We start from the raw sequence: 26356 nt of genomic DNA on the forward strand, positions 1-26356 counted from the left end.
AGATGCGGATCGGGGATTTGGCGGCTGAGGCCGGGGTGACGATCAAGGCGGTGCGGTACTACGAGTCTCAGGGGCTGCTGAAGCCCCGGCGGGAGGCGAACGGGTACCGGGCATACGGCGCCGAGGACGTGATCGTGGTCCGTGAGGTGAAGGCCTTGTTGTCGCTCGGACTGACCGCGGAGCAGACCTACCCGTTCATCGAGTGCCTGCGGGCCGGCAACGACCGGGCGGATGTCTGCCCGGCGTCGCTGACCGCGTACCGGGCACGGATCACCGAGGTGGACCGCCGCATCGCCGAGCTGACCGAGTTGCGGATCAAGCTCGCCGACCTCCTGACCGATGCCGAGAACTGGAGGACCAAGGGATGACCGAACTACTCGTGGCCGACGAGACGAACTTCGATGAACTGGTACTACGGGCCGCCAAGCCCGTCCTGGTGGACTTCTGGGCCCAGTGGTGCCCGCCGTGCCACCAGATCGTCCCGATCCTGCAGCAGATCGCGGTCGAGCGCGCCGACCGGCTGACCGTGGTGAAGGTGAATTCCGACGAGAACCCGGCGATCTCCGCGAACTACCGGGTGATGGCCCTGCCGACCCTGATGCTCTTCCAGCACGGCGAGCTGATCTGGTCGGTCGTCGGCGCCCGCCCGAAGGCCAAGCTGCTCAAAGAACTGGACGATGCGCTGCTGGCCGCCGTCTGATCCGCTCAACCGTTAGCAAGCCCCCTGGCCATCCTTGGCCAGGGGGCTTGTTTGTTAGCTCGCTAGATTGCTAGCATCCTAGATATGACCGAAGAGGCTGCCAAGAAGGCGCAGTTCAACGTGTACCTGCCACCGGAGCTGATCCGGCGGATCAAGCACCAGGCGATCGACGAGAGCACGAGTTTGTCTGCTCTGGTCGAGCAGGCGCTAACGGACTATCTCAACGGGAACGGGAAGGGATGAGCATGAACGACGTGGTGATTCGTGCGCTGCGGTTCACGGACGACGTGCAGGCGATGCGGGCGTTCCTGGAGACGCTGGGGTTGCGGTCCCGGATCGAGTCCGAGAGCGGGATCTGGATCGACATGGTCGCGGGGCGCGGGATGATCGCGCTGCACGATGCGGCTCGGAGCGATACCGGTGGCGAGCCGGGGCAGACGAGGCTGACCTTCGAGGCCGATGACATCGATGAGTTGCTGGAGCGGTTGGTTGCCGCCGGCTTCGAGGAGGTGAGCATCTTCGACGAGGCTTTCGGGCGCGTGTTGACGGCCAAGGGGCCGGATGGTGCGGGGTTGTGGATCGATGAGCGGCACAAGGATCTGTACGGCTACAAGCTGCATGATGCGCAGCCGGACACTCGGTGGTCGGTCACGCCGGTGCTCGCCGTCTCGGATCAGGCGGGATGGGAGCGGCTGCTGGAGACGCTGGGTGGGGACAACCCTGAGTTGGCGAGATTCCGGCCGGCGGGCGGGCCCGAAGTACAGATCGAGTTGACCACCACAGAGAGCCTCGATGAGGTTGCCGAGCGGCTTGCGGCGACCGGCTATCGGGCTGAGCACGTCGACGGGGGTTTGGCTGTGGTTGATCCGGACGGGCAGACCTTGCGGGTGCGCGGATGATCAGCGTGCGCGAGGCGACGGTGGATGATGTCGACGCGGTGCGGGAGATCGGGTTGACGACCTGGCCGGTCGCGTACGACGGGTTGGTGTCGCCGGAGTTCATTGCGGATGGTCTAGCCCAGTGGTGGTCGCCCGAGGTCGTCGAGCGCGGCATCACGCGCGGCATCACTCTGGTCGCGGTCGTCGACGAGCGCGTTGTGGGGATGGTCGGCCTGGGGCAGGAGGCCGGCTTCTGGGTGATGTGGAAGCTGTATGTGCTGCCCGGGTATCAGGGGCAAGGGGTGGGGAAAGCCCTGCTGGACGGGGCGATCGGGGCGCTTCCGGTGGGGACGGATCAATTGTTGCTCGATGTGCTGGTCGGCAACGAGCAGGCGATCCGGTTCTATCGCAAGAACGGTTTCGGGGCGCCTCGTAGTACGCCGGACCGGGACCTCGGGGACGAGCTGATCTGGATGGCTCGCGCGCTCTAATCGACCCATTGCGCGCCACAGCGGCCGTAATCGGCTAGGTTCTGCGGCGTGGGCGTACGGGTACTGGGTCCTCGCGACCTCTCAGCAGCGAGGGCCGTCATCGCCCGCGATCCGGTCGTGAACGTCTTCGTCGACTCCTTGGTCCAGGCGTCCGGACTCGATCCGCGCCGCGGCGCCGAGGTCTGGGGATACGTCGAGAAGGGCGAGCTCGAGGCGCTCTGTCACGCGGGCGGCAACATGGTGCCGGTCGGAGCGGGGGAGGCCGCGCTGCGTTCGTTCGCGGCGTACGCGTTGCGGCGAGGACGCAACTGTTTCCAGATCCTCGGGCCGGCTCGTGCTGTCGACCAGTTGTGGACTGCGCTCGAACCGCATTGGGGACCGGCCCGCGAGGTCCGTGACGAGCAGCCGTTCATGGTGATCGAGGGGCCGCCGGCGATCGCGCCCGATCCGTTGGTGCGCGCGGTCGAGCCGGTGGAGCTGGGGATTCTGTACCCGGCATGCGTCGCGATGTACACCGAGGAGGTCGGGGTACCGCCGCAGACCGGGCCGGATGGCACGTTCTACCGGTCGCGGGTCGCCGAGTTGATCCGGGCTGGTCGGGCGTTCGCGCGGATCGAGGACGGCAAGGTCGTGTTCAAGGCCGAGATCGGCTCGGTGGGTAGTGGGGTTTGCCAGATCCAGGGCGTGTGGGTCGACCCCGAGCGACGCGGGCAGGGGCTGGCCGCTCCTGGCATGGCGGCTGTGGTGGAACTCGCGCGCCAGATCTCGCCGGTGGTGACGCTTTATGTGAACGCCTTCAATACGCCGGCGCGAGCGGCGTACGAGCGGGTGGGGTTCCGGACCATCGAGACCTTCGCGACGATCCTGTTCTAAGGCTGAGCGCTCATTGTGATGGCGCGGTGACCGCAGGTGAGGTTTGCTGTTCGGCAGCGCCGCCCCGCCCAGCCGAAGGAAAACTGAATGCGAAAACTCGCTGTGTCATTGGCCGGACTGGCCACCGTCGCGATCGCCGTCGCCGGCTTCGCGCCTGGTCCCTCTGCCGCCACGCCCATCCCTCTAGCGGAGAAGGCTGACACCACACCTTCCTACTATTCGCTCAAGCTGCCCGCCGGGGTGACTGTCGCCGATCTCGTTCGCGACGGCTACGACATCTCCCACGGCCACGGCTCTCGCCCGATCCTGGTCGCCACCCCGGCCGAAGTCGCCCGTCTCCGCGACCGTGGCGTGGTCCTCGGCAAGACCGGCAACGTCTACCAGCCAGTGATCCGCGCAACAGCAGCCGGTACTACGTACTACGGCGGCTACCACACGTCAGCGGGCCATGAGCAACACAATGCGGCCGTCGCCGCGGCCCATCCGGATCTGGTGAAGCTGTACGACATCGGCGACTCGTGGAAGAAGACCAAAGGGCAGGGTGGGCACGACATCCAGGCCCTCTGCATCACCAAGCTCACCACCGGCGACTGTGCGCTGAACAGCACCGGCAAGAAGCCGAAGTTCGTCCTGCATACCCAGATCCACGCCCGTGAGGTGGCGACCGGCGAGGTCGCGTACAAGTGGATCGACCTGCTCGTCGGCTCGTACGGAACGGACCCCGAGATCACGTCGCTGCTGGACACCCGCGAGCTCTGGGTGATCCCGATGGCGAACCCGGATGGTGTCGATGTGGTCGCGTCGAACCCGACGCAGCCGGTGATGCAGCGCAAGAACGTCGACAACTCCGCGGGTGGCTGCCCGGCCGCCGATGCCGGTGTCGACCTGAATCGCAACTCGAGCTTCCAGTGGGATGTGCAGCAGGGCGGTCCGTGCGACGAGACCTATCCCGGCAAGAAGTCCGTGTCGGAGCCGGAGACGGTCGCGGTCCAAGGCTTGCTGGACAAGATCTTCCGCGACACCAAGGGTGGCGTGAGCGAGCCGGCCGCTGCGGATACCACTGGGGTTTTCCTGACGCTGCACAGTTTCGGCAACGACATCCTCGCGCCGTACGGCTACACGAACACGGCCGCGCCGAACAAGGCGGCATTGGTTGCCCTGGGCAAGAAGATGGGCGCGCTGAACGGGTATCCGGTGTCGACGGGTGACGGAGGGGTCGGGTACTTCGCTCCGGGGGCTACGGATGACTGGCTCTACGGGACGCGCGGCGTACCGTCGTACACGTTCGAGATCGGGCCTGACTCGGGGAGCTGTGGCGGGTTCTTCCCGTCGTACTCGTGTTTCACGAGCACTTTGTGGCCGGCGCAGAAGCCGGCTCTCCTGTACGCCGCTCGCGCTGCTGCGACGCCGTACGGGAAGCTGCCGTAGAACTTGCCTTACCCGCGGGTAACACGATCCGCTAAGGTCACCAATATGAGCAGACGGAGCAGGAGCACGACCGGGCTGGCAGTGTTGTTCGGCGTGATGGGCGTGCTGCATTTCGTGAAACCGGAGCCGTTCGAGCGGATCGTGCCGCACCAGCTGCCGCGCAAGAAGGAGCTCGTCTACGCCTCGGGCGTCGCCGAACTCGCCTGCGCGGCCGGGCTGTTGCACCCGCGGACGCGGCGTCCGGCAGGCCTGCTCAGCGCTGGTCTGCTGGCCGCCGTGTTCCCGGCGAACGTGCAGATGGCGCTCGACCTTCAGCGGAAGGGATCGCCGCGGGCGAAGGCGATCGGATTCGCGCGGCTGCCACTGCAGATCCCGCTGATCCGGGCGGCGCTGAAGGCGTCCCGCGAGGGGCGTTGAGGCGGGGCTGTGGAAAAGTGGTGAGAGTACTGGCCGTCGGCGGATATCCTCTTTGCCGTCAGTAGTTCTTCCACCACTCGTTCACTGCTTGGAGACTCCCGTGATTCTGCGCATGTCGTCGCTGTTCCTTCGCACCCTTCGCGAGGACCCGGCGGACGCGGAGGTCCCGAGCCACCGGCTGCTGGTCCGGGCCGGCTACATCCGTCGCGCCGCGCCCGGTATCTACACCTGGTTGCCGCTCGGCCTGAAGGTGCTGCGCAACGTCGAGAACATCGTCCGCGAGGAGATGAACGCGATCGGCGCGCAGGAGCTGGTCTTCCCGGCGCTGCTGCCCCGCGAGCCCTACGAGGCGACCGGCCGCTGGACGGAGTACGGGCCGAACATCTTCCGGATCAAGGACCGCAAGGGCGCCGACATGCTGCTCGGGCCCACGCACGAGGAGATGTTCACCCTCGTCGTGAAGGACCTGTACTCGTCGTACAAGGACCTGCCGCTGTCGATCTACCAGATCCAGAACAAGTACCGCGACGAGGCGCGGCCGCGGGCCGGGGTGCTGCGCGGGCGTGAGTTCGTGATGAAGGACTCGTATTCGTTCGACATCGACCAGGACGGGCTGCAGGCGTCGTACGAGCTGCACCGCAAGGCGTACATCGCGATCTTCGACCGGCTCGGCTTCGACTACGTGATCGTGGCCGCGATGTCGGGCGCGATGGGCGGCTCGGCGTCGGAGGAGTTCCTGGCGATCGCGGAGAACGGCGAGGACACCTTCGTCCGCTCGCCGGGTGGCTACGCGGCCAACGTCGAGGCTGTCGTGGTGCCGCAGTCGCCGGCTCTCGACGCGTCGGGTGTGCCTGCCGCTGAGGTTGTGGACACGCCGGACACGCCGACCATCGACACTCTGGTCGACGCGCTGAACGCGAAGCATGCCCGGGTCGACGGTCGCGAGTGGACGGCTGCGGACACGTTGAAGAACGTGCTCGTGATGCTGGTGCACCCCGACGGCACGCGCGAGCCGCTGGCGATCGGCGTACCGGGCGACCGGAACCTCGACGAGAAGCGGCTGGGCGCGCAGGTCGAGCCCGCCGAGGTCGTCGCGTTCGAGGAGTCGGACTTCGAGAAGAACCCGGCGCTGGCCAAGGGCTACATCGGCCCCGGCGTGCTGGGGTCGGAGAACGCTTCGAAGATCCGGTACCTGCTTGATCCCCGCGTTGCGGAGGGTTCGGCGTGGGTGACGGGTGCGGACAAGACCGGCTACCACGTGATCAACCTGGTGCACGGCCGCGACTTCACCGCCGACGGCACGATCCAGGCGGCCGAGGTGCGCGACGGCGACGAGGCGCCCGACGGTTCGGGTCCGCTGTCGTCTGCGCGCGGCATCGAGATGGGTCACATCTTCCAGCTGGGCAAGAAGTACGCCGAGGCACTGGACCTCAAGGTGCTCGACCAGAACGGCAAGCTCGTCACGGTCACCATGGGTTCGTACGGCGTCGGCGTTACCCGCGCCGTCGCCGCGATCGCCGAAGGCAACCACGACGACCTCGGCCTGATCTGGCCCCGCGAGATCGCGCCGGCGGATGTCCACTTGGTTGCCACCGGCAAGGATGCGGACCTGTTCGCGAAGGCGGCGTCGATCGCTGCCGAGCTGGAGGCGCGCGGCCTGACGGTGCTGTACGACGACCGCGAGAAGGTCTCACCTGGCGTGAAGTTCAAGGACGCCGAACTCCTCGGCATCCCGACGATCGCCGTTGTCGGCAAGGGCCTGGCCGACGGCACGATCGAGGTCAAGGACCGTCGCTCCGGCGACCGCACCGACGTCCCGGTCGCCGACATCGTCGACCACCTGGTCTCCGTCGTCCGCGGCTGACCACCTGCTCAACCCCAACCGCCGCTCTCACCTTCGGGTGAGGGCGGCGGTTGCTGTTTGTTACTACACCCACGCACCCGCCGCCGTTCGCTCCTGCATCGCTCACTGCTCTGGGCGCTCCCGCCTGCCCGTGACTGCGCTGCTGCGTCGCGCGAGGGCGCCACGGTGGTGGGGAGCCCCTTGTTGGGGTGCTGGTTGCTGGGTGTGCTCCGCGTCTGCCTCCGGTTGGCTTGGTGTGCTGGTCGACAGGAGGTAATTGCGTCGGCGGGGTTCACCCCGGCCTGCCGGGCACGGAAGCATGCACTACCTCCTGTTGTCCGGGACAGTCGCTCTCGCGGCAGGGTCCAAGGTGGTCGCCGAGGCGCCCCCGAGCTACGAACGGTGGGGAGGATTTTCGCCGAGGCTGGGGAGGCGATTGCCCCGAATCTGGGGCAGGATCCTCCCCGCTGCCACCGAGCGAACCGGGTGGGGAGTCAGCGGTTGGCCGTCGTGCTGGCGGTCGGTTGGTGGTGCTCGCTCGTAGAGCGGTCGTTCTTGGTGTTGCTCGTATTGGGTGCCCCGACGGGGCTACGGCTGGGGGCGGAGGCCGTCGAGGATCAGGGCGAGCATTCGGGGGGAGCGGTCGTGGGGGCCGATGGGGGTGCGCCAGAGGGCTGCGGTTAGTTGGAGGAAGTCGCCGGGGTGGGGGACTCGGGTGGACAGGCAGATAGCGACCGCAGGGTGGGTGGTGTCCCGCTCGACAGGAGGTGGTCCTGTCGGGCGCGGAGGTTCACGCTCAGGACCATCTCGCTGGGCGGGAACCAGGTACTACCTCCTGTCGAGCGGGACGGCGGGACGGCGGGTCGCCTGGGGGTCAGCGGTCGGCTCGGGCCTCGATCTGGATGAGGGTTTGTTGGCCGGTGGCTATCAAGGAGCGGTTGGGGCCGGTGACTGCGTAGACCTCTAGGCGGCAGACCGACAGTGTTCGGCCGGCCTTCAGGACTTCGCCGACGGCCTCCAGATAGTCGCCTTCGGCGGGGGAGAGGAGGTTGATTTTGTATTCGACGGTGAGGACCGAGGTGTTGTCAGGGAAGAGGGTGAAGGCTGCGTAGCCGCCGGCGCTGTCGGCGATGGAGCTGGTGGCGCCGGCGTGGAAGTAGCCGTGTTGCTGGGTGACCTCGGGGCGGCTGGGCAAGACGATGTGAACACGGCCGGGGCCGATGTGGCTGAGGCGGGCGCCCAGGTGGGACATCAGGCCTTGGCGGTCGAAGCTCGAGCGGATGCGTTCCTGGATTGCTGGGCTCGCCTGCTCGTCCAAAGGAGCTCTCCTTGCGGGCTGCGTCACATCGAAGGGTGTAAGGGTAGAGCGGGACAATGGGCTTACCGGATGATGGAACCGTGACCGATTATCGCCGCCCCGAGGGCTGCCGTGCCTGACATCTCCGTGTGGACGCTGGTCTTTCTGGTGGTTGCCGCCTTCTCGGCGGGCTGGATCGACGCGGTGGTCGGTGGCGGCGGGCTGATCCAGTTGCCGGCGATGTTGCTCGGGCTGCCGAATGCTTCGCCGGCGCAGATTCTGTCGACCAACAAGATCTCGTCGTTGTTCGGTACGACGACCAGCGCGGTCACCTTCGGCATCAAGGTGAAGCCCGATCGGCGGACAGTGTTGCCGCTGGCCGGGCTGGCCGCGATCGGGGCTGCAGGCGGCGCGCTGGTGGCGACGCAGATACCGATGACGTGGTTCAAGCCGATCGTGCTCGTCCTGCTGATCGGTGTAGCGCTCTACACCTGGTTCAAGCCGGATCTCGGGTCCGCGACCGTACTGCGCCTCGACGGCCGGGCCCACTACGTCGCCGCCAGCCTGGTCGGGTTGCTGATCGGGTTCTACGACGGCGCGGTCGGGCCCGGTACCGGCTCGTTCCTCATCTTCGCGCTGGTCGGCCTGATGGGCTACAACTTTCTCCGCGCCAGCGCCAAGGCCAAGATCGCCAATGTCGCCACGAACCTCGGCGCCATCCTCGTCTTCGCCGCCCACGGCGCTCCGCTGTGGCGGCTCGGCCTGATCATGGGCGCGGCCAATATGCTCGGCGGTCTGCTCGGCGCCCGTACTGCGGTCGCCCGCGGCTCGCGTTTCGTCCGGGTGATCTTCCTGGTCGTCGTCTCGGCGCTCATCCTTCGCCTCGCCTACGACGTGTTCTGGCCCCGATAACGCGATGCCGAGCGAGAACGCAGTCGCTAGGCTCGCGAAATGGTGGACTATGACGCTCGGCTACATCAGGTCTACGCCCAAGGACGCGCACTCCCCGCAGACAGCCTCGATACCTGGATGCAGGCAGCTGCCGGATTCGCGCCTCCCACCCGCCCACTGACAGTCCTCGATCTCGGCTGCGGCATCGGCCGCTTCACCCCTGCGCTGGCCGACACGTTCGGCGGTCCCGTGTACGGCGTCGAGCCGTCGGCGCGGATGCTGGAGCAGGCGATCGACCACCCCGCCGTCACCTACCTCGAAGGATCCGCCGAAGCGATCCCACTACCCGACGAGACGTGCGACCTGGCCTGGCTCTTCCTCACGATCCACCACTGGACCGACCCCCTCCAAGGCCTAAAAGAAGTCGGGCGAGTACTACGCCCAGGCGGCACCGTCATCCTCCGCACCCAGTTCGGCGACCGGATGCCGGACCTCTACTGGTACCGGTACTTCCCGAGCGCCCGCCGAGTCGACGCGGCCATGTACCTGCCCTTCGACGAGATCCGGGCGCTCGCCGCGCTAGCCGGACTCCACGCCGAGGAGGAGCCGCACTGGGTCGATGTCACCGAGCCGCGGACCCAGCGAGCGACGTACGAACGGCTGAAGTTGCGGGCGTTCTCGACCTTCGAGCACATCGCCGAGGACGAGCTCGATCGCGGGTTCGCCGAGTTCGAACGCGACGCGGACGCCAACCCGGACCATGAGGTACCCGCCTTCCCGGCGGGCGTTCTACTGCTCAACCGCAACTGACCACGTCACATTGACCGCTGAGGGCTTCCGGAAGACGAGCCCGTGCGGCGGGGGAGAGGCCGGCTCGAGTCGCAGGTCAGGCAGTCGCGTGAGCAACGCGGTGATCGCGCTGACCGCCTCGAGCCGGGCCAGGTGCATACCGAGGCAGATGTGCGGCCCGCTGGCGAAGGCGAGATGGCGACGGGCGTTGCTGCGCTGGACGTCGTACCGGTCAGGATCGGGGAAGACGGCTGGATCGCGGTTCGCTCCGGCCAGCGAGACGCTGACGAAGTCGCCACGCTTGACCTCAGCTGACCCCAGGGAGACGTCGCGGGTCGCATAGCGATCGACGACAGCCGCGGCAGGCTCCAGGCGCAGCGACTCCTCGATCGCGTTCGGGATCAGCGAGTGGTCCGCTAGTACCAGAGCCAACTCTGAAGGGTTGGTGAGCAGATGCCAGAGGCAATTGGTGATCATCCCCTCGGTGGTCTCGATGCCGCCGAACATGAGCACGGCGGCATTGGCGACCACCTCATCGGTCCCCAGCCCGGCAGAAGCGGCCTCGGCGATCAGCGAGTCCGAGTGATCGATGCTCCCGGCAACATGTTGGTGAAGTTTGGCGAACGCCGCGGCACCCTCGGCGGTAACGGGCAGCCCGGCCGCGATCCCGCTGACCGACGAGGAGATGTCCTGGTACCAGTCCAGCACCGTCGCCGCATCGGCCCGCTCCAGTCCGAGCGAGTAAGCGACCACCGCAACGGACAACGGACCAGCGACCGTCGTCCGGAGGTCGGCCGAACCCAGCGCGGAGATCGCCGAGACGAGCCGATCGGTCTCCTCCGAGACGACCGACGTGAAGCGCGCTCGAGTCTGCGCCAGGCTGAACGGATGCTCGAACGGCGCCCGGTGCTCAGCGTGCACGGAACCGTCCAGCGACAACATCGACGGCCCCACCACCTGCGCCGTCGAGAAGCGCGGGTCATCGACAGTGAATGTCTCCGGATCCCGCATCACTTCCATCGCGAGCGCCCGGCTGGCCACCACCCAGCCACCCAGCGCATCACTCCATCCGACCGGGCGCACAGAGGCGAGGTACGGATGCGGATCGGTCTCCAGCTCAGCCACGGTGGTCATGTCGTACAGCCTACGGTTGGTACATACCACTAACACCACTGGTATTGCTGCGACAGATCCGATCTCAACGACTCAGCGGGGCACTGGGTTACAAAACCGCCAACTGAGCCATCTAGGGTGTGGGCCATGTCTGTGTCTGACTCGGCCCCCACCCCGCCGCCCCGGTCTGGGACTCTGGTGCTGCTCCCTGCCGTAGATGTGGCGGATGGGCAGGCTGTTCGGTTGGTCCAGGGCGAGGCCGGGAGTGAGACCTCCTACGGCGACCCGCTGGCTGCTGCGATGGCCTGGCAAGAGGCCGGTGCGGACTGGATCCACCTGGTCGACTTGGACGCCGCGTTCGGCCGTGGCAGCAACCGTGAGCTGCTCGCCGAGGTGACCGGCAAGCTCGACGTACAGGTTGAGCTGTCCGGCGGCATCCGCGACGACGACTCGCTCGAGGCTGCGCTGGCGACTGGCGCGCGTCGCGTCAACATCGGCACCGCCGCACTCGAGGACCCGGAGTGGTGCGACCGGATCATCCAGCAGTACGGCGACCGCGTCGCGATCGGTCTCGACGTCCGCGGCCGCACGCTGGCCGCTCGCGGCTGGACCAAAGAGGGCGGCGACCTGTACGAGGTGCTGGAGCGGCTCGAGACAGCAGGCTGTGAGCGGTACGTCGTCACCGACGTCACCAAGGACGGCATGCTGCAGGGCCCGAACCTCGACCTGTACCGCGACCTGTGCGCGCGCACCGAGAAGCCGATCGTCGCTTCCGGCGGCGTCTCCAGCCTGGACGACCTGCGCGCGCTGAGCACGCTGGTCAGCGACGGCGTCGAAGGCGTCATCGTCGGCAAGGCCCTGTACGCCGGCGCGTTCACCCTGACCGAGGCACTCGAACTCACCCGTGGAGGCGACAAGTGAGCCTTGCCGACAAGCTGGCAGGCAAGAAGGTCCTGGTCACCGGCATCACCGGATTCGTCGGTGAGGCACTGCTGCACCGGATGATCGGCGACCTGCCCGGTACCACCGTGGTCGCGATCATCCGTCCGAAGGGGTCCCTCAAGGGCACCGACCGGATGGCGCAGATGCTCAAGAAGGACATCTTCAAGCCGTTCTACGGCGAGGGCACCCCGTACGCCGACGCCGCCGAGCTGACCGCCGCCCGGGTCGAGGTCGTCGAGGGCGACCTGTCCGACGTACCGGCGCTGCCGAAGGATCTCGACATCGTGGTGCACTGCGCCGGCGACGTCTCCTTCGACCCGCCGATCCACGAGGCGTTCACGACCAACGTGCTCGGCACCAAGAGCCTGCTCGAGCGGATCGTCGAGGCGAGCGAGGGCCGCCCGGTCCACTACGTGCACATCTCCACCGCCTACACCGCGGGCCGTCGCCGCGGCGCGATCCCGGAGGCCCCGGTCGACCACACCGTCGACTGGCGCACCGAGGCCGAGGCCGGGATGGCGATGAAGGCGCGGATCGAGGAGACCTCGCGCAGCGCCGCGATGCTGATCAAGTTCCGCAAGGAGTCGGAGAAGCTGCACCGCCGGGCCGGTCACCTGACCGCCGCGGCCGACACCGAGCGCCGGCGGACCGAGTGGGTCGCCAAGAAGCTGATCGAGACCGGTACCGAGCGCGCGCGCAGCCTCGGCTGGACCGACTGCTACACCTTCACCAAGGCGCTCGGCGAGCGCGTCGTCGAGGAGTTCGCGGCCAAGCTGCCGACCTCGATCGTCCGGCCGGCCATCATCGAGTCCGCGGTGCAGAGCCCGCACCCGGGCTGGATCGAGGGCTTCAAGATGGCCGAGCCGCTGATCCTGGCGTACGGCCGCGGTGAGCTGCCGGAGTTCCCGGCCAGCCCCGACTCGGTCGTCGAGATCATCCCGGTCGACCACGTCGTCGGCGCGATCTGCGCGGTGATGGCGACCGAGCCCGAGCTGTCGAAGCCGGAGTACTACCACGTCAGCTCCGGCGCCCGGAACCCGCTGACCTTCGAGCAGCTGTACGCCGGCGTGCGCGCGTACTTCTCCAAGCACCCCTTCGACCTGGGCGAGCGCGGCGCGGTCCGGCTGCCGGTCTGGAAGTTCCCCGGCGGGGACTCGGTCGAGAGCATGCTGCGGTACGGCGAGAAGGCGCACAAGATCGCCGACCAGATCATCATGCACGCGCCGCGCGGTGAGCGGACTCGCAAGTACGCCCGCGAGCTGGACGTGCAGAAGCGCCGGATCGACTTCCTCCGCCGCTACATGGACCTGTACTCCGAGTACGCGCAGGCCGAGCTGCAGTTCATCGACGACAACGTGCTCGCCCTGCACAACGCGCTCGAGGGGGACGACCGGGAGACCTTCTGGTGCGACACCTCGATCGTCGACTGGCAGCACTACCTGCAGGAAGTGCACTGCCCGAGCGTCACCGACTCGCTGCGCCGGCTGGACGTGGTCCGGAAGAAGCGCAACAAGTCGCTCGCGGAGTCGGCCGGCGTACTGAAGAAGGTGCAGCCGTCCGACGACGCCGAGATCATCGCCGCGTTCGACATGGACGGCACGCTGCTGTCGTCGAACGTGATCGAGACCTACCTGTGGATGCGGCTGCCCGAGCTGGACAGCCACCAGCGGGTCGGTGAGATCGGCGCGATGCTGCGCAAGCTGCCGAAGCTGATCTCGGCCGAGCGCAAGGACCGCGGCACCTTCCTGCGCACGATCTACCGCCGGTACCAGGGTGCCGAACTGGAAGAGCTCAACCACATCGTCGACGAGGTGCTCGCCGGGCACGTGCTCGAGCGGCTCAGCGGAGCGGCCGTCCGGCGGATCCGCGAGCACAAGGCGGCCGGCCACCGGACGATCCTGATCACCGGTGCCGTCCGGCCGCTGACCAGGCCGCTGGACTCGCTGTTCGACGAGATCGTCGCGGCCGACCTGGCCGTCGACGACCGCGGTCGCTGCACCGGGTACCTGACCGGCCCGCCGCTGGTCGGCGAGTCCCGCGCGGCGTGGATCAAGCACCGCGCCCGCGGCACCAACATCGACCTGTCCAAGTCGTACGCCTACGCGGACAGCCACTCGGACCTGCCGATGCTGACCACCGTCGGCAACCCGGTCGCCGTCTCGCCGGACGTGTCGCTGTTCCGGGCAGCCCGGGCCGCGCGCTGGCAGATCGTCGACTGGAAGACACCCGCCACTTCTTCGCGTCTGGAGATCCCCGGGGTGAACGCCCGATGATGCTCGCCCTCGAGATGTACCGCTCACCGGCCAAGTTCCTGGCCGCGAAGGCGATGGGAAGCCGGGTGCCGGCCATCCTGACCGGCCCGGCCGCGCCGCTTCGCCTCGTCACGATCGACGAGCCGAGGGCCGACCGGGAAGGCTGGGCACGGATCCGGCCGATCCTGTCCGGCATCTGCGGCTCCGACCTCGGCATGGTCACCGGTCACACCAAGCTGTACTTCTCCGCGCTGGTGTCGCTGCCGTTCGTACCGGGTCACGAGATCGTCGGCGAGCTGCTCGACGACTGCGAGGACCTGCCGAAGGGCACCCGGGTAGTGATGGACTCGGTCCTGACCTGCGCCGCCCGCGGCGTGGAGCTCTGCGAGAGCTGCGTGTCGGGCCGGACCAGCCTGTGCGACCGGATCACCGTCGGCCACGTCTCGCCCGGACTCCAGACCGGCTTCTGCCAGGACACCGGTGGCGGCTGGGGCAACGTCATGGTCGCCCACCGCAGCCAGCTGTACGCCGTACCGGAAGGCCTCTCGGACGAGCGGGCAGTCCTGGTCGAGCCGCTCGCCGGAGCCGTGCACACCGCGTTCCGGGCCAACGTCCAGCCGGGTCAGTCGGTCCTGGTCAGCGGCGCCGGCGCGGTCGGGTTGTTCGCGACCCTCGCGCTGCGTGAGCTGACCCAGGCGGGCCGGATCACCGTCGTCGCCAAGCACCCGAAGCAGCGTGAGCTGGCCCGTGCCTTCGGCGCGAGCGATGTGGTCGCGCCCGACGAGGTCTTCCGTGGCGTTCGCCGGGCCACCGGTGCGTTCCGGTTGAAGCCGGAGATGAACGCCAAGGAGTTCCTGCTCGGCGGTGTCGACGTCGCCGTCGACGCGGTCGGCAGCAAGGACTCGATCGACACCGTGCTGCGGGTCACCAAGGCCGGCGGCCGGGTGGTACTGGCCGGGATGCCGTCGACGGGTGCGGACCTTTCGCCGGTGTGGTTCCGTGAGTTGGAGCTGACCGGTACGTACGCGTCCTCGCGGGAGGAGCCGAACGGGCGCCCTGCCTTCGAGACCGCGCTGGAGATCGCCCAGAAGGCTCCGCTGGACGGGGTCGTCGGGGCGAAGTACCCGCTCTACCGGTGGCGTGAGGCGCTCGACCACGCCCAGTCCGCCGGCCGGCTGGGCACCGTGAAGGTTGCTTTCGATGTGAGGGCCTCATGATCGCCACAGCCACAGTTGTCGCTGCACCGTTGAACGTACGACGAGAGAGGTTCTGACATGTCTCGGCCAGGGTTTGTGCTTGAGGTGGACGACCGGACGCCGCCGCTGCTCGTGCACAACGGTGAGGGCTTCCTGCTGGAGCGGTTCCCGCTCGGTACCCGGGTGGTCTACCCGCCGGAGTCGCTGCCGGCGGTGCGCGACGTCGAGGAAGCGATCCAGAACGCGCTGCTGCACCCGATCGAGTCGGAGCCGCTGCCGGAGCTGCTGACGCCGGGGATGCGGCTGACGATCGCCTTCGACGACATCTCGCTGCCGCTGCCGCCGATGAAGAAGCCGGACATCCGCCAGCGGGTGATCGAGGCCGTGCTGACGATGGCCGCGGACGCCGGCGTCGACGACGTCGAGCTGATCTCCGCGAACGCGCTGCACCGCCGGCTGACCCCGAACGAGCTGCGCGAGATCGTCGGCGAGCGGGTCTTCCGCTCCTTCTTCCCCGACGGCAAGCTCTACAACTTCGATGCCGAGGACGCCGACAACCTGACCCACCTGGGTCAGACCAAGCACGGCGAGGACGTCGAGATCTCCAAGCGGGCGGCCGAGTCCGACCTGCTGGTCTACGTGAACGTGAACCTGGTGGCGATGGACGGCGGCCACAAGTCGACGTCGATCGGGCTGGCGTCGTACAAGTCGCTGAAGCACCACCACAACAGCCACACGATGATCCACTCGCGATCCTTCATGGACCACAAGGCCTCGAAGATGCACCACTCGGCCTGGCGGATGGGTGAGGTGCTGACCGAGCACGTCAAGGTCTTCCAGATCGAGACGACGCTCAACAACGACATCTTCGGCGGTGGGCTGGAGTTCCTGCAGAAGCGCGAGTGGGAGTGGTCGATCAAGGACCAGGCCACGATGCTCGGTGCCAAGCGCGGCCTCGCGCTGGCCCCGGCCAAGGCCCGGCGCAAGATCTTCCAGGACGTCCGCTCGAACTACGGCCTGACCGGGATCAACGCGGGCAAGATCGAGCCTGTGCACGAGAAGACCATCGAGGCCGTGCACAAGCAGCAGCTGGTCGAGGTGCAGGGGCAGTCCGACGTCGCGATCATGGGCGTGCCGTTCGTCGGCCCGTACAACGTGAACTCGGTGATGAACCCGATCCTGGCCGCCTGTATGGGCCTGGGCTACTACTTCAACTCCTACCGGGGCCAGCCGATCGTGCGCAAGGACGGCGCGGTCATCCTGTACCACCCGGTGGACTACGAGTTCAGCCAGCTGCACCACCCGTCGTACGTGGACTTCTTCGAGGAGGTGCTGTCGGAGTCGACCGACCCGGCCACCATCGAGGCGAAGTTCGAGAAGCAGTACGCCGAGGACCCGTGGTACATCCACCTGTACCGCACCTCGAACGCGTACCACGGCGTGCACCCGTTCTACATGTGGTACTGGATCAGCCACGCGCTGGACCACTGCGGCGACATCGTCTGGGTCGGCGCGAACCGCAAGACGGTCGAGCGGATGGGCTTCCGGTCCGCGTCGACGCTGCAGGACGCGCTCGAGATGGTCAGCCACTCGGTCGGCCGGTCGCCATCCATCACGTACCTGCACAACCCGCCGCACCTGCTCGCGGACGTCCGCTGATGGGGGCGAACCTGGTCAAGTTCAGCCGGGACACCGCGCGGGACGTGAAGCAGGTCGCGCGCGGCTTCCGCTGGGGCCGTCGTCAGCAGGTGCCGCGGTCGGCCGAGCCGTACGTGGTCAAGAAGGAGTCGTCGGTCTTCCCGACCCGATGGGCGCGCACGCCCGCGGCGATCGCAGTACGGGAGGTCCTGCAGAAGGGCGCTCTCAACTCGGTACTCCGCTTCGAGGTGAACCCGCAGGTGAGCGGGCTCGACTCGCTGCGCAAGGTGCACGGGCCGGCCGTCATCGTGGCGAACCACTCGTCGCACCTGGACACGCCGCTGGTGCTCTGCACGCTGCCCGACGACATGCGTCGCAAGACCGCCGTCGCGGCCGCGGCCGACTACTTCTTCGACACCTGGTGGCGGGCGACCGCGTCGGCGATCGTGTTCAACACGTTCCCGATCGAGCGTCGTGGCGGCAAGCTCAGCGCGACGCCGGGCGACCTGCTCGCGGACGGCTGGAACGTCGTCGTCTTCCCCGAGGGCACCCGTTCGCCGGACGGCTGGATGGAACGCTTCCGGATGGGCGCGGCCTACATCGCCGTAGAACAAGGCGTTCCGGTGATCCCGGTCGGCATCAAGGGCTCCTTCGCCGCGATGCCTCGCGGTCGCGGCTGGCCGGTGCCTGGTCGTCCGACTGTCGCAGTACGGTACGGCGATCCGCTGTACCCGGCCGAGGGTGAGAGCGCCCGCGATTTCGCGCCGCGGATCAAGGCCGCCGTGTCTGCGCTGCTGGACGAAGAGGCAACCACCTGGTGGGAGGCCCGTCGCCGGGTCGCCGCTGGCGCCTCGCCATCGCAGTCCGGCCCTGACGCCGCCCGCTGGCGTCGAGTCTGGGCATCCACCACACCAGTCAAACCTGCGGAGCAGAAGCGCAGGGCCTGGAAGTAGAAGAAGGGCGGCCACCGAGCCGCCCTTCTTCTTTCAGTCTGCTTGGTCCAGTTCGTACAGGCGGGTCTCCAGCAGCGGGCCGATCTGCTCCATGGTCGCGCCGAGATCGAGCCAGGACCGTTCGCGCGCCTCTGGTTCATCCATCCCTGCGATGGCCAGCGTGTACACGCCTTTCAGGACGTCCCGCTCACCTGAAGGCCGCACGACCGCCAGGATGAACTCCACCGACAGACCAGTCCGTACCACCTGAGCCCGGCCCGAATCATCCGGCAGCGGCTGGCCGCCAGTCACGAACGCCGGCTCACCGGTGAACTTCAGCCACTGGACCTTGGCACCCGCGACCTGAGCCGCCAACGACAGCTCGATACTGTCCTGCACAACCTGCCCCGGATCCTCACCCAGCCACTCGAGCCAGTGCCCCGGCTCCGTGAGCGCACTGAAATCGTCTCGCTCCGCTGGTTGCTCCTCGTTGGGCTTCTTCTGCCACGGTCTCGGAAATTTCACCGGGCAAGTCTGACCCATCGGCCGGGCTGGCCGGGGATGACGTACGGTTGGGGTATCGGAGTAGAAACGTGCCTTCGGAGCACGCGTATACGCGGCATCGGATGATCCGCCACTTCTTTCCGAGAAGGAGTGCGTGATGAAGGCTGCTCAGTTCAGCACATTCGGTGGGCCGGAAGTCCTTGAGATCGTGGAGCTGCCCGATCCTCATGCTGGTGCCGGCGAGATCCGCATCCGGGTCCATGCCGCCGGGATCTCCGCTAGCGACTGGAAGAAGCGCCAGGGGCTGATGGACGAGGAGTTGCCGCAGACCTTGGGGTATGAGGCCGCGGGGGTGGTCGACGAGATCGGCGATGGTGTCTCCGGGGTAGCGATCGGCGACCGGGTCTTCGGAGCCTCGCCGTACGGCGCCGCGCAGGCGGAGTTGGCCGTACTGGCTTACTGGGCAGCGATTCCCGAGGCACTCGACTATGCGAGTGCTGCCGCGATCCCCGCGTCGGCCGAGACGGCGGCGCGCTCGCTCGACCAGCTCGGTGTCAAAGCGGGCAGCACCGTACTCATCAACGGCGCATCCGGCAGCGTCGGAATCGCCGCCGTCCAACTCGCAGTGGAACGCGGCGCGCGAGTCATCGGCACCGGCAGCCCAGCCACCCACGACACCCTCCGCTCCCTGGGCGCCGAGCCGGTGGCCTACGGCGACGGGATGTCCGATCGCATCCGCGCCATCGCTCCGGCAGGTGTCGAGTTCGCGCTGGATGTAGCCGGCAGCGGCGTGCTTCCCGAACTCGTCGAGCTGACCGGCGCCACCGAGCGAGTGATCACGGTCGCCGATTTCCAAGGCGCACAGCAGACCGGCGTCCGCTTCAGCCGCGGCGATACCGGCCGCGCCACCTACGTACTGGCCCAGGTAGCCCAGCTGGCCAACGCCGGCCACTTCGTCATCCCGGTCGGCCGGACCTTCCCGTTGACCGGCATCGCCGAAGCACACCGAGTCGGCGAAGCCGGAACAGTACGCGGCAAGCTGGTCCTCACCATGGATTGACTGCAGGGGACTCGCGGGTCCCGCGGGTGGGATTTGGTGCTGGCGGCTAGCTGTGCTCGGTAGGCTTTGTCGCGTGAGCCTCGCCGTGCGTGTGATTCCTTGCCTGGATGTTGATGCCGGGCGGGTGGTCAAGGGTGTCAACTTCGCCGACCTGCGCGACGCCGGGGACCCGGTGGAGATGGCGCGGCTGTACGACGCCGAGGGGGCCGACGAGCTGACGTTCCTCGACATCACCGCGTCCTCGGGGTCGCGCGAGACGACGTACGAGGTGGTCGGACGGACGGCCGAACAGGTGTTCATCCCGCTCACCGTGGGTGGTGGCGTGCGCGAAGCAGCCGATGTCGACCGGCTGCTGCGGGCGGGGGCGGACAAGGTCGGCATCAACACCGGCGCCATCGCTCGGCCGGCCGTGATCGAGGAGATCGCGCACCGGTTCGGCAACCAGGTGCTGGTGCTGTCTCTCGACGTACGCCGCTCCGCTGGGCAGCCGAGCGGTTTCGAGGTGACGACCCACGGTGGCCGGAAGTCGGCCGGGCTGGACGCGATCGAGTGGGCTCGCCGCGGTGCCGAGCTGGGCGCCGGCGAGATCCTGCTCAACTCGATGGATGCCGACGGCACCAAAAAGGGTTTCGACCTGGAGCTGATCCGGGCGGTCCGCGCGGTGGTCGACGTACCGCTGATCGCCAGCGGGGGAGCGGGGTTGCCCGAGCACTTCCCGCCGGCGGTCGAGGCGGGGGCGGACGCAGTACTGGCGGCCAGTGTCTTCCACTTCGGTGAGCTGCGGATCGCGGACGTGAAGAAGGCCCTCCACGACGCCGGCGTCGTGGTCAGGTGAGCGACATGGTGACCGAGAACAGCCAGCGGCTGGTCGCGGACGTCGAGCACGAACTGTCCAACCTGTTCCGCCGGTCGCGCTCGGCCCAGATGATGATGGCTCGTCGCGTCCACCCCGAGATGGACGCAGCTGGCTACGCGCTGATCTCGCAGATCGAGTTCGGCACCGCTTCCGGCCGTACGGGCGTACGCGCTTCCGACGTCGCCCAAGCCCTAGGCCTCGACAAATCCACCGTTAGCCGCGGCCTCTCCCAGCTCGAGTCCCTAGGCCTGATAGAACGAGTAGGCGACCCCGACGACGGCCGAGCCCGCCTCCTCCGCCTCACCGAAACCGGCGCCGAACGCTTCGGCGCCATGCGAATCCAGCGCCAGGTCGAGTTCCGCGCCCTCCTAGACCGCTGGGAAACCCCAGACCTAGCAGCCCTGGCCCGCCTCCTGGCCCGCCTGAACCTAGACCTCAGCTAAGTACTACGCCCTGCCTCGCCCCTTCTCCGCCGACGCTCCACCAGCCCTCGGCAGTTCAGTGATCGGGCGAGTGCAGTCCCGTCAGAAGCAGAGCCAGCAAGGTGCGGATCGCATCGGGCCGTCGATCGGCCTGCGTGCGCAGCGAGGAAATCGCCATCAGGCCTACGCGGACATCTTTGACAGAGATCCCTCGCCGCAGGACCCTCTGCCGGCGTGCGCGGGCGACGAGTTGCTCCAGTGCCGCAGCGTGGGCCTGCCGGTCGTTGCGGAACGCGCCGCCTGCCGTGTGTGAGCCCAGCAGGGCCTCGTTGAGGCCGGGGGCCCGGATCTGGTGTTCCGCGAACTGGCGGATGACTCCGCTGAGCGCGGTCCAGGCGTCCGGCTCCGACAGTGCCGCCTCCATGTCAGCCCGGCAGGCCGCAACATCCCCGGCAAGGGCCGCGCTGACCAATTCCGTGCGGGTGGGGAAGTGTCGGTACAGCGTCGCGATGCCCAGGCCGGCCCGCCGCGCAATCTCGCGCATGGATAGGTCCACGCCGTCCGCGGCGATGGCCTGACGGGCGGTCGCAACGATGTGTGCACGGTTGTCGGTCGCGTCGGCCCTGACTTTCCGAGTCACTTTCCTCCGCCTCCCTCTCAGTTGCTCCCGAAGTGGAACAGGGTGTTCAGGAAACATGCTTACCTCATCGAAGCGCCCGGAGACTCCGGTCGGGAGAGGTGATCATGTTTGCTGTGCAGTTCCAGCGGTTCGGCCCGCCCGAGGTCTTGACCCTGGGCCCCGCGCCCGAGCCGCACCCCGGTCCTCACCAGGTGCGGATCGCCGTCAGGACCGCGGCCGTCTCACCCGTCGACCTCGGACTGCGCGCCGGCTCGTCCCCCATGAGCAAGAATCTCGACCTGCCACACATTCCCGGCGTCGATGCCGCCGGAGTGATCGACGAGATCGGCGCCGGGGTAACGGACTACGCCGTCGGTGACGAGATCTTCGGCGCGGTCGACGTCGCACAACTGGGCGGAGCGAGCGCGCAGTACGCGGTCCTGGACTTCTGGACGCACAAACCACCCGGCATGACGTGGGCCGAAGCCGGCGCGGCGGGCACCGGCATCGAGACCGCAACCCGCGCCCTCGACCTGCTCGACATCAAGGAAAACTCCACACTGCTGGTCGACGGTGCGGCCGGCGGCGTCGGCAGCATTGCCGTGCAGCTTGCGGTGGCACGCGGTGCCCGCGTGATCGGCACCGCACGCCCCGACAGCCACGCGTTCCTCAGGCAACTAGGGGTGGAACCAGTGGACTACGGGCACAACCTGCCCGCCCGCATCCGCGCGCTCACCGCCGCTCCGGTCGACCGGGCACTCGACGTCGCGGGGGCCGGATCGCTGAGTGAACTGATCGAGCTGACCGGTGCCGCGGACAGCGTCGTGACGCTGGCCGACTTCAAGGCTTCAACCTACGGAGTTCGGCTGTCCACGGGCCGTCTCGGCGGCCAGCCCGACGGCGTTCACGGACTCACGTCAGCCACCGCACTCGCCGATCAGGGCCGCTTCCATGTTCCAGTCCGGGGCACCTACCCGGCGCATCAGGCAGCACAGGCACATGAGGCAGCCGCACGACCGCCCCGACGGGGAAAGATCGTCATCGATATGACCCACACCAGTTAGACCACGACCGAACGACTGAGCGCTCTACTGGTAGCACCCTCCTATTTTGGCCACAGTCAGTAGTTGATAGCCGGCCTACTGCGCATATGGTTACGGAAACCAACTAAATATGTATATAGTTGGGTTATGCAACTAGTCCAGCAGACCTCTGTCCCGGAGGTAGAGCGGGATACGCCGGCCCATGAAGTGCTCGACGGGGTCAGTTCGCTGATCCGGGCCGTGCGTTGTATCGAGCACCGGCACCTGTGGCCCGATCTGGGGCTGCGGCGGGCCGACGCGAGTGTGCTGAAGGTTCTGGCCAAGGACGGCGAGCAGCGCGGTGGTGAGATCGCCACCAAACTGGGCGTCGACGCCTCCGTCGTGAGCCGCCAGCTGACCGCGCTGGAAGCCGACGGCCTGGTGAGCCGTCGGCCCGACCCGGCCGACGCCCGGGTGTCCCTGATCCAGCTCAGCGAGCCCGGCCGGGACCGCCTGCACGCCCTGTACGCCGGTTACACCCGGCAACTCCGCTCCGCGCTGGCGGACTGGGACGACGACGAACTGGCCGCGGCTGCCGCAACCCTGCGCCGCGTCGCCGTCGCCGTCACCGAGGCCGCCGAGTTCGCGAAGCACCCGAACCCTTCGACTGGAGACTGATGACTGTCACCGAGACCCGGCCGCAAGCGCCCGCTGCGCCGGAACTCACCCACCGCGAGATCCTCGAGATCCTGGTCGGGCTGCTCGCCGCGCTGTTCACGGCGATGCTCAGCTCGACGATCGTCAGCAACGCCCTGCCGACGATCATCGCCGATCTCGAGGGCACCCAGACGCAGTACACCTGGGTGCTCACCGCGAGCCTGCTCGCCACCACGGTGTCCACCCCGATCTGGGGCAAGCTGTCCGACCTGATGAGCAAGAAGCTGCTCGTCCAGGTCGCGATCAGCGTGTTCGTGATCGGCTCCGCCCTGGCCGGTATGGCCCACAGTGTGCCGTTCCTGATCGGCGCTCGCGTCCTCCAAGGCCTCGCCATGGGCGGCTTGATGGCCCTGGCCCAGGCGATCATCGGTGCGGCGATCCCGCCCCGCGACCGCGGCCGGTACTCCGGTTACATGGGCGCCGTGATGGCCGTGGCCACCGTGAGCGGCCCGCTCATCGGCGGCGTCATCGTCGACACCTCCTGGCTCGGCTGGCGCTGGTGCTTCTACGTCTGTGTCCCGCTCGCCGTGATCAGCCTGGTCATCCTGCAGAAGTACCTGCACCTGCCGCTGTTCAAGCGTGAGGTCAAGGTCGACTACCTCGGCGCGGTGCTGATCAGCATCACCGCCAGCCTGCCGCTGCTCTGGGTGACCTTCGCCGGGCACGACTTCGACTGGATCTCCTGGCAGTCCGCGTTGTTCGTGGGCGGCACGATCGTCTTCGGCATCCTCACCGTCATGGTCGAGAACCGGGTCCGCGAGCCGCTGGTTCCGCTCAAGGTCGTCCGCCAGCGCACCACCGCGCTCGCGATCGTGGCCAGCATGGCGGTCGGCGTCGCGATGTTCGGCAGCGCGCTCTTCCTCGGCCAGTACTTCCAGGTCGCCCGTGGCTACAGCGCAACCGAGGCCGGGTTGCTGACCATCCCGATGATGCTCGGTTCGTTCATCGGCTCGGTCGGCGCCGGCCAGATGGTGAGCCGGTTCGGCAAGTGGAAGCGGTACCTGATCGCCGGCGGCATCCTGCTCACCGTCGGCCTGGGCATCCTGGGCACGATCGACCACACCAGCCCGTACTGGTACGTCGGTCTCGGCATGCTCTTCATGGGCATCGGGATGGGCATGATGATGCAGAACCTGGTGCTCGCGGTGCAGAACACCGTGGACGTCAGCGAGATCGGAGCGTCCAGCGCGTCGGTGGCATTCTTCCGGAGCCTCGGCGGAGCAGTCGGTGTCGCGGTGCTCGGTGCGGTCCTGGCTACTCGAGTCAAGGACCTCCTGATCCAGGGCGTGCTGCACGGTCCGGGTGGCGCGGCCGCGGCTGCCAAGCTGCAGTCGGGTGGTTCGGACGGTACTAGCCTGCTGGACGTCAACCACCTGCCCCCGCAGCTGGCTGAGCTCGTCCGTCAGTCCTACGGCGACGCGACCGGCCGGATCTTCCTGATCGCGGCGGCTTGTGCGCTGGTCAGCTTGATCGCTGTCCTGTTCATCAAGGAGATCCCGCTCCGCCGTACGGTGGCGAAGCTCGATGAGCCGATCGAATTGGACTGACCTTCACATCGCCGGCGGTTCGAGACCCTCGAGGTCGCGGGTCCGGATGATCGGCGAGGGGAGCAGCCACAGTACGGCGAAGAGGCCGCCGGCAGCGGAGATCAGCAGCGTCTCCCGGACACCCAGCCAGGTGCCCAGGAGACCGCCGATCACCGCGCCGAGCGGCCTCACCCCGTAGTTGATGCTGCTGAACGCGCCCGCCACCCGGCTGCGCATGTGGTCGTGGATGACGGCCGCTTGCAGTGAGTTCAGCGGGATGTCGAAGCACATCACCGCGAACCCGCCGACGAACTCGGCCGCCGCGAGCGTGGCCGCCCGCACCCAGACCGGTCCGTCGGCGAGAACGACGATCCCCAACGCGGCCGGGAAGACCGCCGAGCCGAGCGCGATCAGCCGGCCGGCGCCGATCAGCCGGGCCAGCCGGTTGGCGGCGAGCGCTCCCACGAGCCCACCGCTGGCGCCGACGCCGAACGCGACACCGATGGTGCCGGCAGACAGGCCCAGGTTGCGGCTCGCGAACAGCACGAGCAGCGCCAACCCGATCATGTTGAAGAAGTTCACCGTCGTCGCGCAGCCGAGGCTGGCGCGTAGGTACGGATGCTTGAGCAGGTACTTCATCCCGGCCCGTGCCCTGGTCAGCAACGGCTCGTCGCCGTCGTCGGCGTCGCCGGGCTCGACCTTCAGGCGGCTGACCTGCAGGGCGGAGAACAGGAACGACAGCGCGTCGACGAGCAGGGCGATCGGCGCGGTCAGCCATTGGATCAGCAGGCCGCCGACGGCTGGGCCGGCGATGAACGAGATCGACCTGGTCGAGGCCAGCTTGCTGTTTGCCTCCAGGTATTGCTCGCGCTTGACCAGTCGTACGAAGAAGGACGCGTAGGCGGTGTTGAAGACGACGTGCGCGGTACCGGCGAGGATGGCGATCGCGTAGAGCTGGCCGAGGGTGAGGATGTCGAGCCAGTACGCGACCGGCAAAGACAGCAAGAGAACCGTCCGGGTGAGGTCGGCCGCGATCATCAACGGCCGCTTGTCGCGGTGCTGGTCGACCCAGGTACCGATGAACAACGAGGCGAGGTTCGGCAACCACACCGCTGCAGTCAGAAACCCAACCTGGCTTGGGGATGCGTTCAGCAGAGTGACCGCGATCAAGGGCAGAGCGAGCTCGCTGATCCGATCGCCGAACTCCGAAACTCCCTGAGCCGACCAGAAAGTCCGGAACTGCCGGTCACGCCACAAACTCGGCGCCAGTGGGGCCGGGGGCTGGGGTGGTTGGGCGGGAGTGGTCATGGTGATCCTCACGGCGGGTCAGGTGGTTGCTTGGGCAACGCGTGCGTCAGGTGGTTGCTTCGGGCAACGTCATGCGGATTAGGCGGACGGGGTGGGCGTCGGTGGGGGCGTTGGATTCGCCGCGTTGGACGTACGGGGCGAGGAGGTCTTCGATGGCGTTTTCGATGGCCTCTGCCTCGGCGAGGGTGATCGTCAGGAGGGTGTTCGATGAGCCGGTGGAGCGGCTCCAGGCGGGGTCGAGGACGGGCTCGGTGTCGGAGAGCCATTGCTGGACGTGGTCGAGGGCCTGGCTCATCATTTCGGTGCGGAGCATGCGGCCGGCCTCGGCGCCCTCCGGCGTCTCGGGCATCTCGAAGCGGAACCCGCGGGCGACGGCCTTCCACCAGCGCTGGCGCTTGTCGGAGCCGCCCTCCGGGGGAGGGCTGTCGCTGACCAGACCGAACGTCTCGAGATGCCGCAGGTGCCAGCTCGTCACCGACGGCGACGCGCCGACGTGCACCGACAACTGGGTCGCCGTGGCCGGTCCGTTCTTCTGCAGATAGCTGAGCGCGGCGAGCCGGACGGGATGCGCCAACGCACGCATCGCCTGCGGGTCGGTGATCTCGAAATCGCCGTACGGATTTCTGAGAGACATGTTTCGAG

At 67.7% G+C, this 26356-nt stretch carries 28 protein-coding genes; 22 read left to right on the forward strand and 6 right to left on the reverse strand.

Annotated elements, in window-relative coordinates:
* The first annotated feature begins 2 nt into the window (after positions 1–2).
* The 9 genes from OHA70_RS28540 (at position 3) to OHA70_RS28580 (ending at position 6651) form a co-directional block, all read left to right on the forward strand.
* Positions 3–368 carry a MerR family transcriptional regulator gene (locus tag OHA70_RS28540; protein ID WP_328322756.1) on the forward strand — a complete coding sequence of 122 codons (366 nt, stop codon included), beginning with the start codon at positions 3–5 and terminating at the stop codon, positions 366–368.
* A complete protein-coding gene (trxA, locus tag OHA70_RS28545) occupies positions 365–700 on the forward strand; it encodes a thioredoxin (protein WP_328322757.1) in 336 nt (111 codons plus the stop codon). The genes OHA70_RS28540 and trxA overlap by 4 nt, the downstream gene beginning before the upstream one ends.
* Positions 701–784: 84 nt before the next feature.
* On the forward strand, positions 785–943 hold the full coding sequence (locus tag OHA70_RS28550; RefSeq protein WP_328322758.1) for a CopG family transcriptional regulator: 159 nt from the start codon (positions 785–787) through the stop codon (positions 941–943).
* Between the two features lie 2 nt (positions 944–945).
* Positions 946–1599: a VOC family protein gene (locus OHA70_RS28555; RefSeq protein ID WP_328322759.1), complete on the forward strand. Its 654-nt coding sequence runs from the start codon at positions 946–948 to the stop codon at positions 1597–1599.
* Entirely contained in the window at positions 1596–2069 is a 474-nt protein-coding gene (locus tag OHA70_RS28560; RefSeq protein ID WP_328322760.1) for a GNAT family N-acetyltransferase, read from the forward strand. Before OHA70_RS28555 ends, OHA70_RS28560 begins: the two co-directional genes overlap by 4 nt.
* Before the next feature lie 48 nt (positions 2070–2117).
* Positions 2118–2942, forward strand: coding sequence for a GNAT family N-acetyltransferase (locus OHA70_RS28565; RefSeq protein ID WP_328322761.1), 825 nt, complete (start codon positions 2118–2120; stop codon positions 2940–2942).
* A gap of 87 nt (positions 2943–3029) precedes the next feature.
* Complete coding sequence (locus OHA70_RS28570; RefSeq protein WP_328322762.1) at positions 3030–4370, forward strand: M14 family zinc carboxypeptidase; 1341 nt, start codon at positions 3030–3032, stop codon at positions 4368–4370.
* Positions 4371–4415: 45 nt separating this feature from the next.
* On the forward strand, positions 4416–4787 hold the full coding sequence (locus OHA70_RS28575; RefSeq protein ID WP_328322763.1) for a DoxX family protein: 372 nt from the start codon (positions 4416–4418) through the stop codon (positions 4785–4787).
* 100 nt (positions 4788–4887) lie between these two features.
* Entirely contained in the window at positions 4888–6651 is a 1764-nt protein-coding gene (locus OHA70_RS28580; protein WP_328322764.1) for a proline--tRNA ligase, read from the forward strand.
* An 853-nt stretch (positions 6652–7504) separates the two neighbouring features.
* On the opposite strand, the gene OHA70_RS28585 is transcribed toward OHA70_RS28580, so the two are convergent.
* A complete protein-coding gene (locus tag OHA70_RS28585; protein WP_328322765.1) occupies positions 7505–7948 on the reverse strand; it encodes a PaaI family thioesterase in 444 nt (147 codons plus the stop codon).
* A gap of 111 nt (positions 7949–8059) precedes the next feature.
* On the opposite strand from OHA70_RS28585, the gene OHA70_RS28590 reads away from it, so the two are divergent.
* Both OHA70_RS28590 and OHA70_RS28595 read left to right on the forward strand, forming a co-directional pair.
* Positions 8060–8839 (forward strand): sulfite exporter TauE/SafE family protein, encoded by a 780-nt coding sequence (locus tag OHA70_RS28590; protein WP_328322766.1) that lies wholly within the window; start codon positions 8060–8062, stop codon positions 8837–8839.
* A gap of 39 nt (positions 8840–8878) precedes the next feature.
* Entirely contained in the window at positions 8879–9628 is a 750-nt protein-coding gene (locus OHA70_RS28595; protein ID WP_328322767.1) for a class I SAM-dependent methyltransferase, read from the forward strand.
* Here OHA70_RS28595 and OHA70_RS28600 read toward each other — a convergent pair.
* Positions 9608–10741 carry a cytochrome P450 gene (locus OHA70_RS28600; protein WP_328322768.1) on the reverse strand — a complete coding sequence of 378 codons (1134 nt, stop codon included), beginning with the start codon at positions 10739–10741 and terminating at the stop codon, positions 9608–9610. The two genes, OHA70_RS28595 and OHA70_RS28600, sit on opposite strands and share 21 nt — an antisense overlap.
* 126 nt (positions 10742–10867) lie before the next feature.
* Here OHA70_RS28600 and priA point away from each other — a divergent pair, with 126 nt between their 5' ends.
* The 5 genes from priA to OHA70_RS28625 are packed head-to-tail and all read left to right on the forward strand — an operon-like array spanning position 10868 to position 17701.
* A complete protein-coding gene (gene priA / locus OHA70_RS28605; protein WP_328322769.1) occupies positions 10868–11641 on the forward strand; it encodes a bifunctional 1-(5-phosphoribosyl)-5-((5-phosphoribosylamino)methylideneamino)imidazole-4-carboxamide isomerase/phosphoribosylanthranilate isomerase PriA in 774 nt (257 codons plus the stop codon).
* Positions 11638–13935 carry an HAD-IB family hydrolase gene (locus OHA70_RS28610; RefSeq protein ID WP_328322770.1) on the forward strand — a complete coding sequence of 766 codons (2298 nt, stop codon included), beginning with the start codon at positions 11638–11640 and terminating at the stop codon, positions 13933–13935. Before priA ends, OHA70_RS28610 begins: the two co-directional genes overlap by 4 nt.
* Positions 13932–15131 carry a zinc-dependent alcohol dehydrogenase gene (locus OHA70_RS28615; RefSeq protein ID WP_328322771.1) on the forward strand — a complete coding sequence of 400 codons (1200 nt, stop codon included), beginning with the start codon at positions 13932–13934 and terminating at the stop codon, positions 15129–15131. The genes OHA70_RS28610 and OHA70_RS28615 overlap by 4 nt, the downstream gene beginning before the upstream one ends.
* Positions 15132–15188: 57 nt before the next feature.
* A complete protein-coding gene (locus tag OHA70_RS28620) occupies positions 15189–16769 on the forward strand; it encodes a lactate racemase domain-containing protein (protein ID WP_328322772.1) in 1581 nt (526 codons plus the stop codon).
* On the forward strand, positions 16769–17701 hold the full coding sequence (locus OHA70_RS28625) for a lysophospholipid acyltransferase family protein (RefSeq protein ID WP_328322773.1): 933 nt from the start codon (positions 16769–16771) through the stop codon (positions 17699–17701). The genes OHA70_RS28620 and OHA70_RS28625 overlap by 1 nt, the downstream gene beginning before the upstream one ends.
* A 33-nt stretch (positions 17702–17734) precedes the next feature.
* Here OHA70_RS28625 and OHA70_RS28630 read toward each other — a convergent pair whose 3' ends face one another.
* Positions 17735–18205, reverse strand: a complete 471-nt coding sequence (locus OHA70_RS28630) for a hypothetical protein (protein ID WP_328322774.1) — start codon at positions 18203–18205, stop codon at positions 17735–17737.
* Positions 18206–18341: 136 nt separating this feature from the next.
* Here OHA70_RS28630 and OHA70_RS28635 point away from each other — a divergent pair, with 136 nt between their 5' ends.
* The 3 genes from OHA70_RS28635 (at position 18342) to OHA70_RS28645 (ending at position 20543) form a co-directional block, all read left to right on the forward strand.
* Entirely contained in the window at positions 18342–19244 is a 903-nt protein-coding gene (locus tag OHA70_RS28635; protein ID WP_328322776.1) for an NADP-dependent oxidoreductase, read from the forward strand.
* 73 nt (positions 19245–19317) lie between these two features.
* Positions 19318–20079, forward strand: a complete 762-nt coding sequence (gene hisF / locus OHA70_RS28640; protein ID WP_328322777.1) for an imidazole glycerol phosphate synthase subunit HisF — start codon at positions 19318–19320, stop codon at positions 20077–20079.
* 5 nt (positions 20080–20084) lie between these two features.
* A complete protein-coding gene (locus OHA70_RS28645; protein WP_328322778.1) occupies positions 20085–20543 on the forward strand; it encodes a MarR family winged helix-turn-helix transcriptional regulator in 459 nt (152 codons plus the stop codon).
* A gap of 55 nt (positions 20544–20598) precedes the next feature.
* Here the strand turns inward: OHA70_RS28645 and OHA70_RS28650 are convergent, their stop codons facing one another.
* Entirely contained in the window at positions 20599–21162 is a 564-nt protein-coding gene (locus tag OHA70_RS28650) for a TetR/AcrR family transcriptional regulator (protein WP_328322779.1), read from the reverse strand.
* 104 nt (positions 21163–21266) lie between these two features.
* On the opposite strand from OHA70_RS28650, the gene OHA70_RS28655 reads away from it, so the two are divergent.
* The 3 genes from OHA70_RS28655 (at position 21267) to OHA70_RS28665 (ending at position 24427) form a co-directional block, all read left to right on the forward strand.
* The gene (locus OHA70_RS28655) at positions 21267–22205 is read left to right on the forward strand and encodes an NADP-dependent oxidoreductase (RefSeq protein WP_328322780.1); all 939 of its coding nucleotides are present in this window, start codon (positions 21267–21269) and stop codon (positions 22203–22205) included.
* A gap of 126 nt (positions 22206–22331) precedes the next feature.
* Positions 22332–22841, forward strand: coding sequence for a MarR family winged helix-turn-helix transcriptional regulator (locus OHA70_RS28660; protein WP_328322781.1), 510 nt, complete (start codon positions 22332–22334; stop codon positions 22839–22841).
* On the forward strand, positions 22841–24427 hold the full coding sequence (locus OHA70_RS28665) for an MFS transporter (RefSeq protein WP_328322782.1): 1587 nt from the start codon (positions 22841–22843) through the stop codon (positions 24425–24427). The genes OHA70_RS28660 and OHA70_RS28665 overlap by 1 nt, the downstream gene beginning before the upstream one ends.
* Positions 24428–24430: 3 nt before the next feature.
* Here OHA70_RS28665 and OHA70_RS28670 read toward each other — a convergent pair whose 3' ends face one another.
* Entirely contained in the window at positions 24431–25714 is a 1284-nt protein-coding gene (locus tag OHA70_RS28670) for an MFS transporter (RefSeq protein ID WP_328322783.1), read from the reverse strand.
* A gap of 46 nt (positions 25715–25760) precedes the next feature.
* Positions 25761–26348, reverse strand: coding sequence for an ArsR family transcriptional regulator (locus tag OHA70_RS28675; RefSeq protein ID WP_328322784.1), 588 nt, complete (start codon positions 26346–26348; stop codon positions 25761–25763).
* Positions 26349–26356 lie beyond the last annotated feature (8 nt).

It is taken from the genome of Kribbella sp. NBC_00382, assembly GCF_036067295.1.
Classification (GTDB): domain Bacteria; phylum Actinomycetota; class Actinomycetes; order Propionibacteriales; family Kribbellaceae; genus Kribbella.

Excerpts from the sequence above, each read along its gene's own strand:
- OHA70_RS28555 (WP_328322759.1), top strand. The coding sequence starts at position 946 with ATGAACGACGTGGTGATTCGTGCGCTGCGGTTCACGGACGACGTGCAG.
- OHA70_RS28540 (WP_328322756.1), top strand. The coding sequence starts at position 3 with ATGCGGATCGGGGATTTGGCGGCTGAGGCCGGGGTGACGATCAAGGCG.
- OHA70_RS28570 (WP_328322762.1), top strand. The coding sequence starts at position 3,030 with ATGCGAAAACTCGCTGTGTCATTGGCCGGACTGGCCACCGTCGCGATC.
- OHA70_RS28560 (WP_328322760.1), top strand. The coding sequence starts at position 1,596 with ATGATCAGCGTGCGCGAGGCGACGGTGGATGATGTCGACGCGGTGCGG.
- OHA70_RS28615 (WP_328322771.1), top strand. The coding sequence starts at position 13,932 with ATGATGCTCGCCCTCGAGATGTACCGCTCACCGGCCAAGTTCCTGGCC.
- OHA70_RS28625 (WP_328322773.1), top strand. The coding sequence starts at position 16,769 with ATGGGGGCGAACCTGGTCAAGTTCAGCCGGGACACCGCGCGGGACGTG.
- trxA (WP_328322757.1), top strand. The coding sequence starts at position 365 with ATGACCGAACTACTCGTGGCCGACGAGACGAACTTCGATGAACTGGTA.
- OHA70_RS28675 (WP_328322784.1), bottom strand. The coding sequence starts at position 26,348 with ATGTCTCTCAGAAATCCGTACGGCGATTTCGAGATCACCGACCCGCAG.
- OHA70_RS28665 (WP_328322782.1), top strand. The coding sequence starts at position 22,841 with ATGACTGTCACCGAGACCCGGCCGCAAGCGCCCGCTGCGCCGGAACTC.
- OHA70_RS28600 (WP_328322768.1), bottom strand. The coding sequence starts at position 10,741 with ATGACCACCGTGGCTGAGCTGGAGACCGATCCGCATCCGTACCTCGCC.
- OHA70_RS28575 (WP_328322763.1), top strand. The coding sequence starts at position 4,416 with ATGAGCAGACGGAGCAGGAGCACGACCGGGCTGGCAGTGTTGTTCGGC.
- OHA70_RS28550 (WP_328322758.1), top strand. The coding sequence starts at position 785 with ATGACCGAAGAGGCTGCCAAGAAGGCGCAGTTCAACGTGTACCTGCCA.
- OHA70_RS28635 (WP_328322776.1), top strand. The coding sequence starts at position 18,342 with ATGAAGGCTGCTCAGTTCAGCACATTCGGTGGGCCGGAAGTCCTTGAG.
- OHA70_RS28595 (WP_328322767.1), top strand. The coding sequence starts at position 8,879 with ATGGTGGACTATGACGCTCGGCTACATCAGGTCTACGCCCAAGGACGC.
- OHA70_RS28670 (WP_328322783.1), bottom strand. The coding sequence starts at position 25,714 with ATGACCACTCCCGCCCAACCACCCCAGCCCCCGGCCCCACTGGCGCCG.
- OHA70_RS28620 (WP_328322772.1), top strand. The coding sequence starts at position 15,189 with ATGTCTCGGCCAGGGTTTGTGCTTGAGGTGGACGACCGGACGCCGCCG.
- priA (WP_328322769.1), top strand. The coding sequence starts at position 10,868 with ATGTCTGTGTCTGACTCGGCCCCCACCCCGCCGCCCCGGTCTGGGACT.
- OHA70_RS28655 (WP_328322780.1), top strand. The coding sequence starts at position 21,267 with ATGTTTGCTGTGCAGTTCCAGCGGTTCGGCCCGCCCGAGGTCTTGACC.
- OHA70_RS28660 (WP_328322781.1), top strand. The coding sequence starts at position 22,332 with ATGCAACTAGTCCAGCAGACCTCTGTCCCGGAGGTAGAGCGGGATACG.
- OHA70_RS28645 (WP_328322778.1), top strand. The coding sequence starts at position 20,085 with ATGGTGACCGAGAACAGCCAGCGGCTGGTCGCGGACGTCGAGCACGAA.